We start from the raw sequence: 14,565 nt of genomic DNA, 5'->3' as shown, positions 1-14,565 counted from the left end.
ACACGGCTATGTCCACGGCGGACAACCGCACTGGCCGACAACGCCCACATGGAGCATGCCCACCCCCCACCCCCGGCCCTAGCCTGCGAAGAAAGATAGGTAAGCGGCCGAAAAACGCACCGCCCGGAATCGTCCGGACCGCCCGGTACGCAGATCCACGCAAGATCATCAGGGAGCCCCCAATGACCGCACTTCCGCAGGAGCGCCGCGTCGTCACCGCCATCCCCGGCCCGAAGTCGCAGGAGCTGCAGGCCCGCCGTACCGCCGCGGTCGCGCAGGGCGTGGGCTCGGTGCTGCCCGTCTTCACCACGCGCGCGGGCGGCGGCATCATCGAGGACGTCGACGGCAACCGCCTCATCGACTTCGGCTCCGGTATCGCCGTGACCTCCGTCGGCGCGTCGGCCGAGGCCGTCGTACGGCGCGCGAGCGCCCAGCTCGCGGACTTCACCCACACCTGTTTCATGGTCACCCCCTACGAGGCGTACGTGGAGGTCGCGGAGGCCCTCGCCGAGCTGACCCCGGGTGACCACGCCAAGAAGTCCGCGCTGTTCAACTCCGGCGCCGAGGCCGTCGAGAACGCCGTCAAGATCGCTCGTGCGTACACCAAGCGGCAGGCCGTGGTGGTCTTCGACCACGGGTACCACGGGCGGACCAACCTGACCATGGCGCTGACGGCGAAGAACATGCCGTACAAGCACGGCTTCGGGCCCTTCGCGCCCGAGGTGTACCGGGTGCCGGTGGCGTACGGCTACCGCTGGCCCACCGGTCCGGAGAACGCCGGTCCGGAGGCCGCCAAGCAGGCCATCGACCAGATCACCAAGCAGGTCGGCCCGGACAACGTGGCCGCGATCATCATCGAGCCGGTGCTCGGTGAGGGCGGCTTCATCGAGCCGGCCAAGGGCTTCCTGCCGGCGATCCGGCAGTTCGCCGCCGACAACGGGATCGTCTTCGTCGCCGACGAGATCCAGAGCGGCTTCTGCCGGACCGGCCAGTGGTTCGCCTGTGAGGACGAGGGGATCGTCCCGGACCTCATCACCACCGCCAAGGGCATCGCCGGCGGGCTTCCGCTCGCCGCCGTCACCGGGCGCGCCGAGATCATGGACGCCGCGCACGCCGGCGGGCTCGGTGGTACGTACGGCGGCAACCCCGTCGCCTGCGCGGGTGCGCTCGGTGCCATCGAGACCATGAAGGAGCTCGACCTCAACGGCAAGGCCCGGTGCATCGAGGAGATCATGAAGGGTCGCCTCACCGCCATGGCCGAGAAGTTCGACATCATCGGTGACGTGCGGGGCCGCGGTGCGATGATCGCGATCGAGCTCGTGAAGGACCGCGCCACCAAGGAGCCGAACCCGGAGGCCACCGCCGCGCTCGCCAAGGCCTGCCACGCCGAGGGCCTGCTGGTCCTGACCTGCGGCACCTACGGCAACGTGCTGCGCTTCCTGCCCTCGCTGGTGATCGGCGAGGACCTCCTCAACGAGGGTCTCGACATCATCGAGCAGGCCTTCTCGCGCATCTGAGCGAGTGGCCCGCACCTGCGGCGGGCCCCTGCGGCAGGCCGTGTGAAGAAGGTGTGCGAGGTGGATGGCGGGACGCGATTCCGCCTGCCCAAGCGCCTCGGCCTGCCGTAGGTTCTACCCAGATGAGAGATACACCCCGCCCACAGGGGACTGTGGGCGATTTCAGGGCGGGGCCTCCCCAGCTTCGACCTGGTCGTGCCCTCGCGCACACAACCGGCGCCTGACGGCTCCGGGATCTCCTCACCGATCGGACGGTCGCCGCCCCAAACCCCCCGGGGCGCGCGACGTTCCGATCCGGACGGCCGCCTCGGAACCACCCCCCCTGTTCCGGGGCGGCCGACCTCCTTCTCTCCGAGCCCGTCTGACAAGCTGGGCGCCGTGTCGACCGTAGTCCGCCGCGCCCCGCTCCTCGGCCTCCCGGCCGTCCTCTTCGCGCTCATCACCTGGCAGGTGGCCGGTCACGGCCCGCTGCTGCGCCTGGACGCCCGTCTCAGCCGGGCCATCGTCCATCCGGACCGGTTCTCGGAGTTCCTCTCCGACCTCGGAAACATCCAGGTCGCCGTCCCCGCGCTGGTCCTGGCCCTGGGGTACGCGGCCGGGCGGGGCCGTGCCGCCGGCGCGGACCGGTGGTGGCTGCCGCCGCTCGCCGCGGCCGTGCTGATGGCGCTGGTCCCGGCGGTCGTCGTACCGCTCAAGGACTGGACCGCGCGGCCGGGTACGCCCGTGATGCCCCCGGGGTCGGGGTACTACCCCTCCGGCCACACCACCACGGCGGCCGTCGCCTACGGCTCCGCGGCCCTGCTCCTCCTCCCCTGGCTGCGCTCCGCGGCCGCCCGCCGTGCCCTGGTCGCCGGGTGCGCGGTCCTCGTGCTCGGGGTGTCGTACGGCCTGGTCCGCCGCGGCTATCACTGGCCGCTGGACGTGGTGGCCGGCTGGTGCCTGGGCACCGTGCTGCTGGCCGCCCTCGCCCTGTTCGCCGGCCGCGTCAGCCGAAGTACGCGTCGAAGTTCTTCTGGAACTCCCAGTTCGCGTAGCGGTCCCAGTTCACCGACCACGTCATCAGACCCCGCAGCGACGGCCAGGTTCCGTGGGGCGCGTACGCACCGCAGTCGGTCTTCTTCGTCAGACAGTCCAGGGTCCTGGTGACCTCGGCCGGAGCCACGTAGCCGTTGCCCGCGTTCGTCGACGCCGGCATGCCGATGGCCACCTGGTCCGGGCGCAGGGGCCGGAACACGTGGTCCGGGTCGCCCGCGACCGGGAAGCCGGTGAGCAGCATGTCGGTCATGGCGATGTGGAAGTCGGCGCCGCCCATGGAGTGGTACTGGTTGTCCAGGCCCATGATCGGGCCCGAGTTGTAGTCCTGGACGTGCAGCAGCGTGAGGTCGTCGCGCAGGGCGTGGATCACCGGGAGGTACGCGCCGCAGCGCGGGTCCTGGCCGCCCCACTTGCCGGTGCCGTAGTACTGGTAGCCGTTCTGCACGAAGAAGGTCTCCGGGGCCATGGTCAGCACGAACTTCGCGCCGTAGGCGGCCTTCAGGGTCTTCAGGGCCGAGATGAGGTTCACGATCACGGGTGTCGTGGGGTGTGTGAAGTCGGTGTCGTTCGCGTCCAGGGACAGCGAGTGGCCCTCGAAGTCGATGTCGAGGCCGTCGAGGCCGTAGGTGTCGATGATGTCCGAGACCGAGGAGACGAAGGCGTCGCGGGCCGCGGTGGTCGTCAGCTGGACCTGGCCGTTCTGGCCGCCGATCGAGATCAGCACCTTCTTGCCGGCCGCCTGCCTGGCCTTGATCGCCGCCTTGAAGTCGGCGTCGCTCTCGACGTTCGGGCACTCGGTGACCGGGCAGCGGTGGAAGCGGATGTCGCCGGAGGTGGCCGAGGTGGGCTCGCCGAAGGCGAGGTCGATGACGTCCCAGCTGTCGGGTACGTCGGCGAGGCGGGTGTAGCCGGAGCCGTTGGCGAAGCCGGCGTGGAGGTAGCCGACCAGCGCGTGCGCGGGCAGGCCGGTCGAGCCGCCGCCGGTCCCTGCCGTGGTCGTCGCGGTCACCGCGGCCGACTTGGCGGACTCGCCGGCGTCGTTGCTCGCGGTGACCTGGAAGCTGTAGGCCGTCGCGGGCGCGAGTCCGGTGACGGTGGCCGAAGTGCCGCTCACCGTCTGGACCTTGACCCCGCCGCGGTAGACGCCGTAACTCGTGGCGCCGGTCACCGCCGACCAGGACAGGGCCACGGAGGAGGAGGTGACCGTGCCGGTGGCGAGGCCGGCCGGCGCGGCGGGTGGCTGTCCGGTGCCGGCGCCCGGGCCGACCAGGGAGATGTCGTCGGCCTGGTAGGCACCGGTGCCGTACCAGCCGTGCGTGTGGATGGTGACCTTCGTCGTGGCGGCGCCGGTGGTGAAGGTGGTGGCGAGCTTCTGCCAGTCGGGGGCGGACTGGGTCCAGGCCGAGACGTCGGTGGTGCCGGTGCCGGTCGCACCGAGGTAGACGTACGAGCCGCGGACGTAACCGGACAGGGTGTACGACGCGTTGGGCCGGACCGTCACCGTCTGCGCGCACTGGGCGTCGTCGCTGCCGGCCGGGGTCGCCTGCAGCGCGGAACTCCCGCTGTGCACAGGCGAGTTCACCGCCGTTCCGCTGCCGGCGGTGCACGTCCAGCCGGTCAGGCCGGACTCGAAGCCGCCGTTCGTCGCGAGGTCCGCGTCGGCCGCACGGGCGGCCGACGAGAGCGCGGTGACACCGGGCACGGCCAGCAGGGCGGCCGTGAGCAGGGCGAGGACGGATCCGGGGCGTCTGGCGCGTTCCACAGGAGCCTCCTGGCGGGGAGTTGGAGGAGCGGAGCGCACACAATTTGGTCCAGACCAATCCCGTTGTCAAGGTGTACGGCCGCTCCCCGTACGGCCGTTGCCGGCACGGCCGCTACCCGTCCCCGTCCCGCTTCCCGGCCAGCCCCGCCGCCGCCTCGTGCATCGCCAGCTCCAGCAGTGCCGGGTCGGTCAGCGTGCCGGCGCCGTCCGGCGGCATCAGCCAGCGCACACCCCGGGCCGCCCGGCCGGGATGGGGTACGACGATCCAGGTGCCGGCGCCGGCGGTGCGGATGCCGGTGCCGAGCCAGCGTGCCGCGGTGCCCGGGGGCACGAAGAACCCGACCCGGTGGTCGCCGAAGTCGGCGAGCACCGGGCCGGGCCGGTCGAGGATCCGGGTGAGCACATCCAGGGTCGGGTAGCCGAGTTCCCCTGGCAGGATCAACACGTCCCACGCCCTGCCCGCCGGCAGCAGGGCCACCCCGAGGGGGTTGCGTTCCCACTCCCAGCGACAGGCCTCGGGATCCGGTGCGACGGATGCGAGCCATTCGACGGCCGTCTTCGCCCCAGTCATCAGAAAGCCTCCCTCTTCTCTGGCCCGACCGTTCCGCGCGGTCGCGCCAGAGGAGAGAGGGAGGCCTTCCGGGGGCATTACGCGGATTCCACACCCTCTTCGAGTGATCTAGGTCACATTCCCGTCCTCGTCGTGGTCATGGTGGTCGTGGTCCTCGTGATCCAGTACGCCTCACAGCGGCAGCGAGGTCATGCTCCGGAAACCCGTGGCTTGACGCAGCCCTGAGGGGCGGGTACACGACCGGGCTTCCGCTCAGCTGTCGAAGCCCAGCCCCAGCCGGTCCATCGTCCGCAGCCACAGGTTGCGGCGGCCACCGTGCGCGTCCGCCCGGGCCAGGGACCACTTGGTGAGCGCGATGCCGGTCCAGGCGAACGGCTCCGGCGGGAACGGCAGCGGCTTCTTGCGGACCATCTCCAGTTCCGTCCGCTCGGTGCGCTCCCCGTCCAGCAGGTCCAGCATCACGTCCGCGCCGAAACGGGTGGCGCCCACTCCCAGGCCCGTGTAGCCCGCCGCGTACGCGACCTTCCCCTGGTGTGCCGTGCCGAAGAACGCCGAGAAGCGCGAGCAGGTGTCGATCGCGCCGCCCCAGGCGTGGGTGAAGCGGACGCCCTCCAGCTGCGGGAAGCAGGTGAAGAAGTGGCCCGCGAGCTTGGCGTAGGTCTCCGGCCGGTCGTCGTACTCGGCGCGCACCCGGCCGCCGTAGTGGTGGATCGCGTCGTAGCCGCCCCACAGGATCCGGTTGTCGGCGGACAGCCGGAAGTAGTGGAACTGGTTGGCGCTGTCCCCGAGCCCCTGCCGGTTCTTCCAGCCGATCGACGCCAGCTGGTCGGTGCTCAGCGGCTCGGTCATCAGCGCGTAGTCGTAGACCGGGACGGTGTAGGAGCGCACGCGGCGCAGCAGGCTCGGGAAGATGTTCGTGCCGAGCGCGACCTGCCGGGCGCGGACCGCGCCGTACGGGGTGCGTACGGCCATCCCGGCGCCGTACTGCTTCAGGCTCAGCGCGGGTGTGTGCTCGTACACCCGTACGCCGAGCCGCAGACACGCCCGCTTCAGACCCCAGACCAGCTTGGCCGGGTGCAGCATGGCCACGCCCCGGCGGTCCCACAGGCCGGCCTCGAAGGTGGGCGAGTTCACCTGCTCGCGCACCGCGTCGGCGTCCAGGAACTCGACGCCGTCCGCGAGGCCCTTCTCCTCCAGCTCCCGGTGCCAGTCGCGCAGTTCCCAGGCCTGGTAGGTCTCGGTGGCGACGTCGATCTCGCCGGTGCGCTCGAAGTCGCAGTCGATGCCGTGCCGGGCGACCGCGGACTCGATCTCGTCGAGGTTGCGCCGGCCCAGCTCCTCCAGCCGCTGGATCTCGTCGGGCCAGCGGGTCAGGCCGTTGGGCAGGCCGTGCGTGAGGGAGGCGGCGCAGAAGCCGCCGTTGCGGCCGGAGGCGGCCCAGCCCACCTCGCGGCCTTCCAGCAGCACCACGTCGCGCTGCGGGTCGCGCTCCTTGGCGTTCAGCGCGGTCCACAGCCCGCTGTAGCCGCCGCCGACGACCAGCAGGTCGCAGGTCTCGGTGCCGGTGAGGGCGGGCTCGGCGTCGGGCTTGCCAGGGTCTTCCAGCCAGTACGGGACCGGCTGGGCTTCGGAGAGAGAGGAGATCCAGCTGTCTTTGCCACGGCTCATGGCGCTTGGGGCCATGATTTCAACTCCCTACAGAGGACTTTCCGGAAAAGGCCTACGCCTTTTGCTTGTTACGGCGATTGCTGATGACCATCGAGGTCAGGACGAAGAGCACGGCGACGAGGAACATGGCCGTGCCGATGACGTTGATCTGGACGGGCGTGCCGCGCTGCGCCGAACCCCACACGAACATGGGGAAGGTGACGGTCGAGCCGGCGTTGAAGTTGGTGATGATGAAGTCGTCGAAGGACAGCGCGAACGACAGCAGCGCGCCCGCGGCGATGCCGGGTGCCGCGATCGGCAGGGTGACCCGCAGGAAGGTCTGCACGGGGCCGGCGTACAGGTCCCGGGCGGCCTCCTCCAGGCGCGGGTCCATCGACATCACCCGTGCCTTGACCGCGGTGACGACGAAGCTGAGGCAGAACATGATGTGCGCGATGAGGATCGTCAGGAAGCCGAGCTGTGCGCCCATGTTGAGGAACAGGGTGAGCAGCGAGGCGGCCATGACGACCTCGGGCATCGCCATCGGCAGGAAGATCAGCGAGTTCACGGCGCCGCGGGCCCGGAAGCGGTAGCGGACCAGCGCGAAGGCGATCATCGTGCCCAGCAGGGTGGCGCCGATCGTCGCCCACACGGCGATCTGGAGGCTGATGGACAGCGAACCGCACATGTCGGCGACGCCGCACGGCTGCTTCCAGGCGTCCAGCGAGAACTGCTGCCACTCGTAGTTGAAGCGCCCCTTCGGCTTGTTGAAGGAGAACACGGTGACGATGACGTTGGGCAGCAGCAGGTACGCGAGCGTCAGCAGTCCCGCGATGACGACGAGACGGCGCTTGAGCCAGGTGACGAAGGGCATCAGACCAGATCCTCCGTCCCGGAGCGGCGAATGTAGATCGTGACCATGGCCAGGATCGCGGCCATGAGGATGAAGGAGAGGGCCGCGGCGGTCGGGTAGTCCAGGATCCGCAGGAACTGCGTCTGGATGACGTTGCCGATCATGCGGGTGTCGGTGGAGCCGAGCAGTTCGGCGTTGACGTAGTCGCCGGCCGCGGGGATGAAGGTCAGCAGGGTGCCCGAGACGACGCCCGGCATCGACAGCGGGAAGGTGACCTTGCGGAAGGTGGTCCAGGGCTTGGCGTACAGGTCGCCGGCCGCCTCGTGCAGCCGCCCGTCGATCCGCTCCAGCGACGTGTACAGCGGCAGGATCATGAACGGCAGGAAGTTGTACGTCAGACCGCAGACGACCGCCAGGGGTGTGGCGAGGACGCGGTCCCCGGCCGTCCAGCCGAGGAAGTTGGTGAGGTCCAGGATGTGCAGCGAGTTCAGGGCGTGCACGACCGGGCCGTTGTCCGCGAGGATCGTCTTCCAGGCCAGGGTCCGGATCAGGAAGCTGGTGAAGAACGGCGCGATCACCAGGATCATGAGCAGGTTCTTCCAGCGGCCCGCGCGGAAGGCGATGAGGTAGGCCAGCGGGTAGCCGAGCAGCAGGCACAGCACGGTCGCGGCGGCCGCGTAGAAGACCGAGCGCAGGAACTGCGGCCAGTACTCGCTCAGCGCGTTCCAGTAGGTCACGAAGTGCCAGGTGACCTTGTACCCCTCCTCCAGGGAGCCCGTCTGCACGGAGGTGGAGGCCTGGTAGATCATCGGCAGCGCGAAGAAGACGACCAGCCACAGCATGCCGGGCAGCAGCAGCCAGTACGGGGTGAACCGGCCGCGCTTGCGCGGTGGCTTCTTCTCCGGTGCGGCGGGGGCGAGAGGCGGGGGTGCCTCGGTGAGCGTCGACATCAGGCGGCCGCCTCTTCCTCGGTGCCCGCGTCGATGTCCTGAGCCGCGTCCAGGCCGAAGGTGTGTGCCGGGCTCCAGTGCAGGACGACCTCGGCGCCGGGGACGAGCCGGCCGTCACGCTCGACGTTCTGCACGTACACCGACAGTTCGTCGCAGACGGGGCTGTCGATCACGTACTGGGTGGAGACACCGATGAAGCTGGCGTCGGCGATCCTGCCGGTGAGGCGGTTGCGGCCCGCGGGGATCTCGCCCGCGTCGTCGGCGTGCGTGAGGGAGATCTTCTCGGGGCGGATGCCGACCAGCACCTTGCCGCCGGCCGTCGTCGGGGCGGAACATCGCGCCTCGGGCAGCACCAGCTTGCCGCCGCCCGCCTTGAGCACGATGTCGTCGCCGTTCTTCGTGTCGACCTCGGCTTCGATGAGGTTGGAGGTGCCGAGGAAGTTCGCGACGAACGTCGTCTGCGGGTTCTCGTACAGGTCGCTCGGGGAGCCGAGCTGCTCGACGCGGCCCGCGTTCATCACGGCGACCGTGTCGGCCATGGTCATGGCCTCCTCCTGGTCGTGCGTGACGTGCACGAAGGTGATGCCGACCTCGGTCTGGATGCGCTTGAGCTCCAGCTGCATCTGGCGGCGCAGCTTGAGGTCGAGGGCGCCGAGGGGCTCGTCGAGGAGGAGCACCTTCGGGTGGTTGATCAGCGCGCGGGCGACGGCGACGCGCTGCTGCTGGCCGCCGGAGAGCTGGTGCGGCTTCTTGCGGGCCTGCTCACCGAGCTGGACCAGCTCCAGCATCTCCTCGACCTGCTTCTTCACGCTCTTGATGCCACGCCGGCGCAGGCCGAAGGCGACGTTCTCGAAGATGTCGAGGTGCGGGAAGAGGGCGTAGGACTGGAAGACCGTGTTCACCGGGCGCTTGTACGGCGGCAGGTGGGTGACGTCCTGGTCGCCGAGGCGCACGGTCCCGGAGGAAGGTTCCTCCAGGCCGGCGATCATGCGCAGGGTGGTGGTCTTGCCGCAGCCGGAGGCGCCGAGCAGGGCGAAGAAGGAGCCCTGCGGCACGGTCAGGTCGAGCGGCTGTACGGCGGTGAAGCCGTTGTCGTAGGTCTTGCTGATACCGGAGAGGCGGACGTCGCCGCTGTTGTCTGGTGTCGTCATCGTCGTCGTCACGCCCCTGTGAGCTTCGAGAACTTCTGCTGGTAGGTCGTCTCTTCCTTCTGCGTCAGGGAGCGGAAGGCGTGGGACCGGGCCTGCATGGCCTTGTCGGGAAGGATCAGCGGGTTGTCCGCCGCCTGCTTGTCGATCTTGGCGAGGTACGGCTTCACCCCCGCGGCCGGACTCACGTAGTTGATGTAGGCGGCGAGCTCGGCGGCCGGTTCGAGTTCGTAGTAGTAGTCGATGAGCCGCTCGGCGTTCGTCTTGTGACGTGCCTTGTTGGGGATCAGCATGTTGTCCGTCGACGTCATGTAGCCGCTGTCGGGGATGACGTAGCCGACGTCCGGGCTGTCGGCCTGGAGCTGGACGATGTCACCGGCCCAGGCGATGCAGGCGGCGAAGTCGCCCTTGGCGAGGTCGGAGGTGTAGTCGTTGCCGGTGAAGCGGCGGATCTGGCCCTTGTCGACGGCCTTCTGCAGGCGGGCGGTCACCGCGTCGTAGTCGTCGTCGGTGAACTTCGCGGGGTCCTTGCCCATGTCGAGCATGGTCATGCCGATGCTGTCGCGCATCTCGGTCAGGAAGCCGACGCGGCCCTTGAGCTTGGGGTTGTCGAGCAGGTCGGAGACCGACTTCACCTCGATGCCGTCGAGCGCCTTCTTGTTGTAGGCGATGACGGTCGAGATGCCCTGCCAGGGGTACGAGTAGGCGCGGCCGGGGTCCCAGTCGGGCGCGCGGAACTGGTCCGAAAGGTTGGCGAAGGCGTGCGGCAGGTTCGAGGGGTCCAGCTTCTGGACGTACCCGAGGCGGATCATCCGGGCGGCCAGCCAGTCGGTGAGCACGATGAGGTCGCGGCCGGTGTCCTGGCCGGCGGCGAGCTGCGGCTGGATCTTCCCGAAGAACTCGTCGTTGTCGTTGATGTCCTCGGTGTACTTGACCTGGATACCGGTCCGCCGGGCGAACGTGTCGAGCGTGGGGTGGCGCTTGCCCTTGTCGTCCACGTCGATGTACTCGGGCCAGTTGGAGAAGTTGACGACCTTCTCCTTGGCCGAGTGGTCGTCCGCGGGCACACCACCCTGCGTCTTGGTCGCCGCGGGGATCCCGCAGGCGCTCAGCGCCCCGAGTCCGCCGACCGCGAGCGCACCGCCCGCGGAGGCGCGCAGCAGCGAACGGCGGGTCATCGCGGCCCTGCCGTTGCGGAAACTGCGCCGTATGGCGGCCAGTTCGACCGGGGTGAGGCGGTCGGGCTCGTACTGCTCCATGCGCGTGGTGCCCTTTCGGAGGGATGGGTGGGTCGGCCGTGGTCGAGGGCCGGAACGTCACTCCCGGCGGCAGCCGGACAAAACCGTCTGCTACCGGTCCCCGAAGATCGTGCGGTGCCAGTCCTTCCTGGCGACCGCCGTATTGTCGAACATTACGTGCTTGACCTGGGTGTATTCCTCGAAGGAGTACACCGACATGTCCTTGCCGAAGCCAGAGGCCTTGGAGCCGCCGTGGGGCATCTCGCTGATGATCGGGATGTGGTCGTTGATCCACACGCAGCCCGCCTTGATCTCGCGGGTGGCGCGGTTGGCGCGGTAGACGTTCGTGCTCCACGCGGAGGCGGCGAGGCCGTAGGGGGTGTCGTTGGCCAGCCGGATGCCCTCATCATCACTGTCGAACGGCAGCACGACCAGTACCGGACCGAAGATCTCGGACTGGACGATCTCGCTGTCCTGCGCCGCGTCGGCGATCAGGGTGGGCCGGTAGTAGGCGCCGTCCGCCAGGTCGCCCTCGGGTGCCTCACCGCCGGTCACCACGCGCGCGTAGGCACGCGCCCGGTCCACGAAGGCGGCGACCCGGTCCCGCTGGACGTGCGAGATGAGCGGACCGAGATCGGTACCGGCGGCGAAGGGGTCGCCCAGCCGGACGGTCTCCATCAGGGCGGCGGTCCGCTCCACGAACGCGTCGTAGAGCGGGCGCTGCACGTACGCGCGCGTGGCGGCCGTGCAGTCCTGGCCGGTGTTGATGAGCGCACCGGCGACCGCGCCGTGGACGGCGGCCTCCAGATCGGCGTCGTCGAAGACCACGAAGGGTGCCTTGCCGCCCAGCTCCAGATGGAGCCGCTTGACGGTGGCGGTGGCGACCTCGGCGACTCGCTTGCCGACGGGGGTGGAGCCGGTGAAGGAGGTCATGGCGACATCGGGGTGGCCGACGAGGTGCTCCCCCGCCTCCCTCCCGGTTCCGGTGACGATGTTGATCACGCCGTCGGGGATACCGGCGTCCGTGGCGGCCTGGGCGAAGAGCAGCGAGGTGAGCGGGGTCAGCTCGGCCGGCTTCAGCACGATGGTGTTGCCGGCGGCGATCGCCGGGAGGATCTTCCAGGCAGCCATCTGCAGCGGGTAGTTCCAGGGCGCGATGGAGCCCACCACGCCGATCGGCTCGCGCCGGACGTACGACGTGTGGTCGCCCGAGTACTCACCGGCGGACTGCCCCTGCAGATGCCGGGCGGCGCCCGCGAAGAAGGCGATGTTGTCGATGGTCCCGGGGACGTCGAACTCGCGGGTCAGCTTGAGCGGCTTGCCGCACTGCAGCGACTCGGCGCGGGCGAAGTCCTCGGCGCGCTCGGCGAGCACGGCGGCGAACCGGTGCAGCGCGTCCGAGCGTTCGCCCGGGGTGGCCGCGGCCCAGCCCGGGAAGGCCGCGCGCGCGGCGGCGACGGCCGCGTCGACGTCGTCGGTGCCGGCCAGCTCGTAGGTGTACACCTCCTCACCGGTGGCGGGGTCGACCACGGCGTGGGTGCGGCCCGAGGTGCCCTTGGTCAGCCGGCCCGCGATGAACTGCGCGCCCTCGGCGAACCGGTCCTCGGCGGGGAATCGTTCCGGGGTGGCGGTGCCCGGGTTGTGCATGTCGCTCTCCTCCGCCGTTTGCCCCGTCCCGGGGGGTGGGTGGCGTAGCTCCAGCTCGATTTGAGTGCCGATCCTGACAGAGAGAGTGGACTCCAACAAGTGATTCCGTTGTTGCCTTTTGGTTACGCAACGGAATCTGTCGACCAGGTGTCGAGTGCGGAGGGAAAAGGCCGGACGGAGTGTCAGTGGTACGTGCCAGACTCGCGTGCATGGGGAAGATCGACGGGTTGGAAGCCCTGATCAGCGAGGTCCGGGCCGGGGCCCGGGTCAAGTATCTGCACTTCTGGGGACACCGGCCGCGGCCGGACGGCAGGATCGGCGCGAGCTGTCTGAGCCAGTGGTGGCCGTCACCGTTCGTGGTGGACGGGGTGGAGTACGCGACGGCCGAGCACTGGATGATGGCCGGCAAGGCGCGGCTGTTCGGCGACGCGGAGGCGGAGCGCCGGGTGCTGGCCGCGGAGCATCCCGCGCAGGTCAAGAAGGAGGGCCGGCTGGTCCGCGGCTTCGACGAGGCGGTGTGGGAGCGGGAGCGCTTCCGGATCGTGGTCGAGGGCAGCGTCCACAAGTTCGCGGCGGACGACGATCTGCGGGCGTTCCTGCTGGGCACGGGTGACCGGGTCCTGGTGGAGGCGAGCCCCTTGGACCGTGTATGGGGCATCGGCCTCGCGGCGGACGACGAGGCGGCCTCGGACCCGGAGCGGTGGCGCGGACCGAACCTGCTGGGCTTCGCGCTGATGGAGGCGCGGGAGCGGTTGGCGGGGGCGGCGGCCTGAGCGGGCCGGAGCCGGGGGCCCGCCCGACAGCTGGGGGGCCGGCCTGACGGCCGGCCCCCGTGTCGCCTCCCGGCCCGCCGGGACGTCAGAACGTGCTGGCGCTGAACATGCTGGCGAAGAACGCGAAGACCAGCAGCGGCAGGAGCACGGTGGCGATGATGCCGCAGACGAGACCGGCGGTCGCCGCGCCCTTGTTGGTGGCCTCACCCCGGTTGGCCTTGCCCCGGCCGATGGCGCCGAAGATGATCGCCAGGATGCCCAGGATCATCCCGAGGATCTCCATGGCGATGGTGAGGCTGCAGACCACGCCGATGATGCCCAGCACCAGTCCCGTGGTCCCCATGCCGTTGCTCGGCTGCATCGGCATGGCGTAGCCGGGGCCCTGCGGGTACGCCGTGGGCGGGGCGGCCGGGTAGGACGGCCCCTGCCCCGCCTGCGGGTAGCCGTAGCCGGGCCCGGGCTGCTGCGGGTATCCGTATCCCGGCGGCTGCTGCGGAGCCGGCGGACCGTAACCACCGGCTCCGGGGTTGATGTTGGACATGCGCGCTTTCCCCTCCGTTGACGATCGAGGGCATCGTAATGGCCGCACGCAACGGGAGGGAGCGGGTTCCGGCCGACCGGCGTCCGAACGGCCAGGACCCGACGGACTCAGCGGCCGGTGGCCACCGTCACCGAGACACCGCGGGCGGAGTCGTCGTCGTACGGGCCGGAGTGTGTGCGGCCCTCATGGATGGCGGCGGTGATGCCGATCGCCAGCAGGACGATCACGGCGATGCCGACCACGATGCCGATGATGCCCATGATCAGACCCGCCTGGGCCTGGCCGTGGTTGGTGGCCTCGCCGAGCTGGGCCCGCTTGCGGCCCTTGATGCCGAAGACCACCGCGAGGATGCCCAGCACCACGGAGACCACGCCGTACATGCAGAACAGGCACAGGGAGAGGATGCCGAGCACCATCGCCGCGACGCCCATGCCGTTCTGCGGGGCCATCGGCATACCGGTCCAGCCGTAGCCCGCGGGGTAGCCGGGGTAGCCGTAGCCGCCGGAAGCGGGCGGTGCGGGTATGCCGGGGCCCGAGGGCGCGATCGGCGGTGGCGGTACGGCCTCACCGCCCATCGGGGCCGGGCCGGGCATGCCGAAACCGGGGGCGGCGGCAGGCGGGGCGAAGCCGGGGGCGGCCGCGGGCGGCGGGAAGCCGTCGGGCTGCAGGGAGATCATGGTCGCCTGGTCGTGCACGGACGGCGGCCGCACGGGCGGCTGGTCCTGGGGCTCGCCCGGCTTCTTCTCCAGCGAAGGCCGGTGCTCGGGCGGCGCCCACGGGTTGTAGTCGCCCCCCGCGGCCCCACTCGGCTGCGCTCCGTCGCTCACGGGCATGTCCCCCTCGGTCGTTCGTGCCGCCATGCTACGGCCTCACCTCCGCACCC

The 14,565-nt window shown here is 70.1% G+C and carries 12 protein-coding genes and 1 pseudogene; 3 read left to right on the top strand and 10 right to left on the bottom strand.

Annotated features, from left to right (window positions below; genetic code table 11):
• Positions 1–182 precede the first annotated feature (182 nt).
• Positions 183–1,517, top strand: coding sequence for a 4-aminobutyrate--2-oxoglutarate transaminase (gabT, locus tag IE244_RS28510; protein WP_191876434.1), 1,335 nt, complete (start codon positions 183–185; stop codon positions 1,515–1,517).
• A 660-nt stretch (positions 1,518–2,177) separates the two neighbouring features.
• Positions 2,178–2,435 (top strand): annotated as a pseudogene (locus IE244_RS42230) (phosphatase PAP2 family protein); the annotation flags it as partial.
• Positions 2,436–2,502: 67 nt separating this feature from the next.
• On the opposite strand, the gene IE244_RS28500 reads toward IE244_RS42230, so the two are convergent.
• The 8 genes from IE244_RS28500 to IE244_RS28465 form a co-directional block, all read right to left on the bottom strand.
• Positions 2,503–4,314 (bottom strand): chitinase, encoded by a 1,812-nt coding sequence (locus IE244_RS28500; RefSeq protein WP_191876433.1) that lies wholly within the window; start codon positions 4,312–4,314, stop codon positions 2,503–2,505.
• 112 nt (positions 4,315–4,426) lie between these two features.
• Complete coding sequence (locus IE244_RS28495) at positions 4,427–4,885, bottom strand: hypothetical protein (RefSeq protein WP_191876432.1); 459 nt, start codon at positions 4,883–4,885, stop codon at positions 4,427–4,429.
• Between the two features lie 252 nt (positions 4,886–5,137).
• Positions 5,138–6,568, bottom strand: a complete 1,431-nt coding sequence (locus IE244_RS28490; RefSeq protein WP_191876431.1) for an NAD(P)/FAD-dependent oxidoreductase — start codon at positions 6,566–6,568, stop codon at positions 5,138–5,140.
• 37 nt (positions 6,569–6,605) lie between these two features.
• Positions 6,606–7,406, bottom strand: a complete 801-nt coding sequence (locus IE244_RS28485) for an ABC transporter permease (protein WP_191876430.1) — start codon at positions 7,404–7,406, stop codon at positions 6,606–6,608.
• Entirely contained in the window at positions 7,406–8,335 is a 930-nt protein-coding gene (locus IE244_RS28480) for an ABC transporter permease (RefSeq protein WP_191876429.1), read from the bottom strand. Before IE244_RS28480 ends, IE244_RS28485 begins: the two co-directional genes overlap by 1 nt.
• Positions 8,335–9,486 carry an ABC transporter ATP-binding protein gene (locus IE244_RS28475; protein ID WP_191876428.1) on the bottom strand — a complete coding sequence of 384 codons (1,152 nt, stop codon included), beginning with the start codon at positions 9,484–9,486 and terminating at the stop codon, positions 8,335–8,337. The genes IE244_RS28480 and IE244_RS28475 overlap by 1 nt, the downstream gene beginning before the upstream one ends.
• Positions 9,487–9,494: 8 nt before the next feature.
• Entirely contained in the window at positions 9,495–10,742 is a 1,248-nt protein-coding gene (locus IE244_RS28470; protein WP_191876427.1) for an ABC transporter substrate-binding protein, read from the bottom strand.
• Between the two features lie 90 nt (positions 10,743–10,832).
• On the bottom strand, positions 10,833–12,368 hold the full coding sequence (locus IE244_RS28465) for a gamma-aminobutyraldehyde dehydrogenase (protein ID WP_191876426.1): 1,536 nt from the start codon (positions 12,366–12,368) through the stop codon (positions 10,833–10,835).
• 209 nt (positions 12,369–12,577) lie between these two features.
• On the opposite strand from IE244_RS28465, the gene ybiA reads away from it, so the two are divergent.
• Complete coding sequence (gene ybiA, locus IE244_RS28460) at positions 12,578–13,141, top strand: riboflavin biosynthesis intermediates N-glycosidase (protein ID WP_191876425.1); 564 nt, start codon at positions 12,578–12,580, stop codon at positions 13,139–13,141.
• 85 nt (positions 13,142–13,226) lie between these two features.
• On the opposite strand, the gene IE244_RS28455 is transcribed toward ybiA, so the two are convergent.
• Both IE244_RS28455 and IE244_RS28450 read right to left on the bottom strand, forming a co-directional pair.
• Positions 13,227–13,682 carry a DUF4190 domain-containing protein gene (locus IE244_RS28455; RefSeq protein WP_191876424.1) on the bottom strand — a complete coding sequence of 152 codons (456 nt, stop codon included), beginning with the start codon at positions 13,680–13,682 and terminating at the stop codon, positions 13,227–13,229.
• Positions 13,683–13,789: 107 nt separating this feature from the next.
• Positions 13,790–14,542 (bottom strand): DUF4190 domain-containing protein, encoded by a 753-nt coding sequence (locus IE244_RS28450; protein ID WP_229854369.1) that lies wholly within the window; start codon positions 14,540–14,542, stop codon positions 13,790–13,792.
• Between the last annotated feature and the right edge of the window lie 23 nt (positions 14,543–14,565).

Origin of the sequence: Streptomyces filipinensis (genome assembly GCF_014649495.1) — a bacterium.
In the GTDB taxonomy this organism is placed as follows: Bacteria; Actinomycetota; Actinomycetes; order Streptomycetales; family Streptomycetaceae; genus Streptomyces; species Streptomyces filipinensis.
The sequence above is the reverse complement of the archived record's forward strand: the minus strand, read 5'-3'. Positions and strand labels throughout refer to the sequence as shown.

Bases quoted from the DNA above. Each gene is read 5' to 3' on its own strand.
- IE244_RS28480 (WP_191876429.1), bottom strand. From the start codon at position 8,335: ATGTCGACGCTCACCGAGGCACCCCCGCCTCTCGCCCCCGCCGCACCG.
- ybiA (WP_191876425.1), top strand. From the start codon at position 12,578: ATGGGGAAGATCGACGGGTTGGAAGCCCTGATCAGCGAGGTCCGGGCC.
- IE244_RS28475 (WP_191876428.1), bottom strand. From the start codon at position 9,486: ATGACGACACCAGACAACAGCGGCGACGTCCGCCTCTCCGGTATCAGC.
- IE244_RS28455 (WP_191876424.1), bottom strand. From the start codon at position 13,682: ATGTCCAACATCAACCCCGGAGCCGGTGGTTACGGTCCGCCGGCTCCG.
- gabT (WP_191876434.1), top strand. From the start codon at position 183: ATGACCGCACTTCCGCAGGAGCGCCGCGTCGTCACCGCCATCCCCGGC.
- IE244_RS28495 (WP_191876432.1), bottom strand. From the start codon at position 4,885: ATGACTGGGGCGAAGACGGCCGTCGAATGGCTCGCATCCGTCGCACCG.
- IE244_RS28470 (WP_191876427.1), bottom strand. From the start codon at position 10,742: ATGGAGCAGTACGAGCCCGACCGCCTCACCCCGGTCGAACTGGCCGCC.
- IE244_RS28485 (WP_191876430.1), bottom strand. From the start codon at position 7,406: ATGCCCTTCGTCACCTGGCTCAAGCGCCGTCTCGTCGTCATCGCGGGA.
- IE244_RS28490 (WP_191876431.1), bottom strand. From the start codon at position 6,568: ATGGCCCCAAGCGCCATGAGCCGTGGCAAAGACAGCTGGATCTCCTCT.
- IE244_RS28450 (WP_229854369.1), bottom strand. From the start codon at position 14,542: ATGGCGGCACGAACGACCGAGGGGGACATGCCCGTGAGCGACGGAGCG.
- IE244_RS28465 (WP_191876426.1), bottom strand. From the start codon at position 12,368: ATGCACAACCCGGGCACCGCCACCCCGGAACGATTCCCCGCCGAGGAC.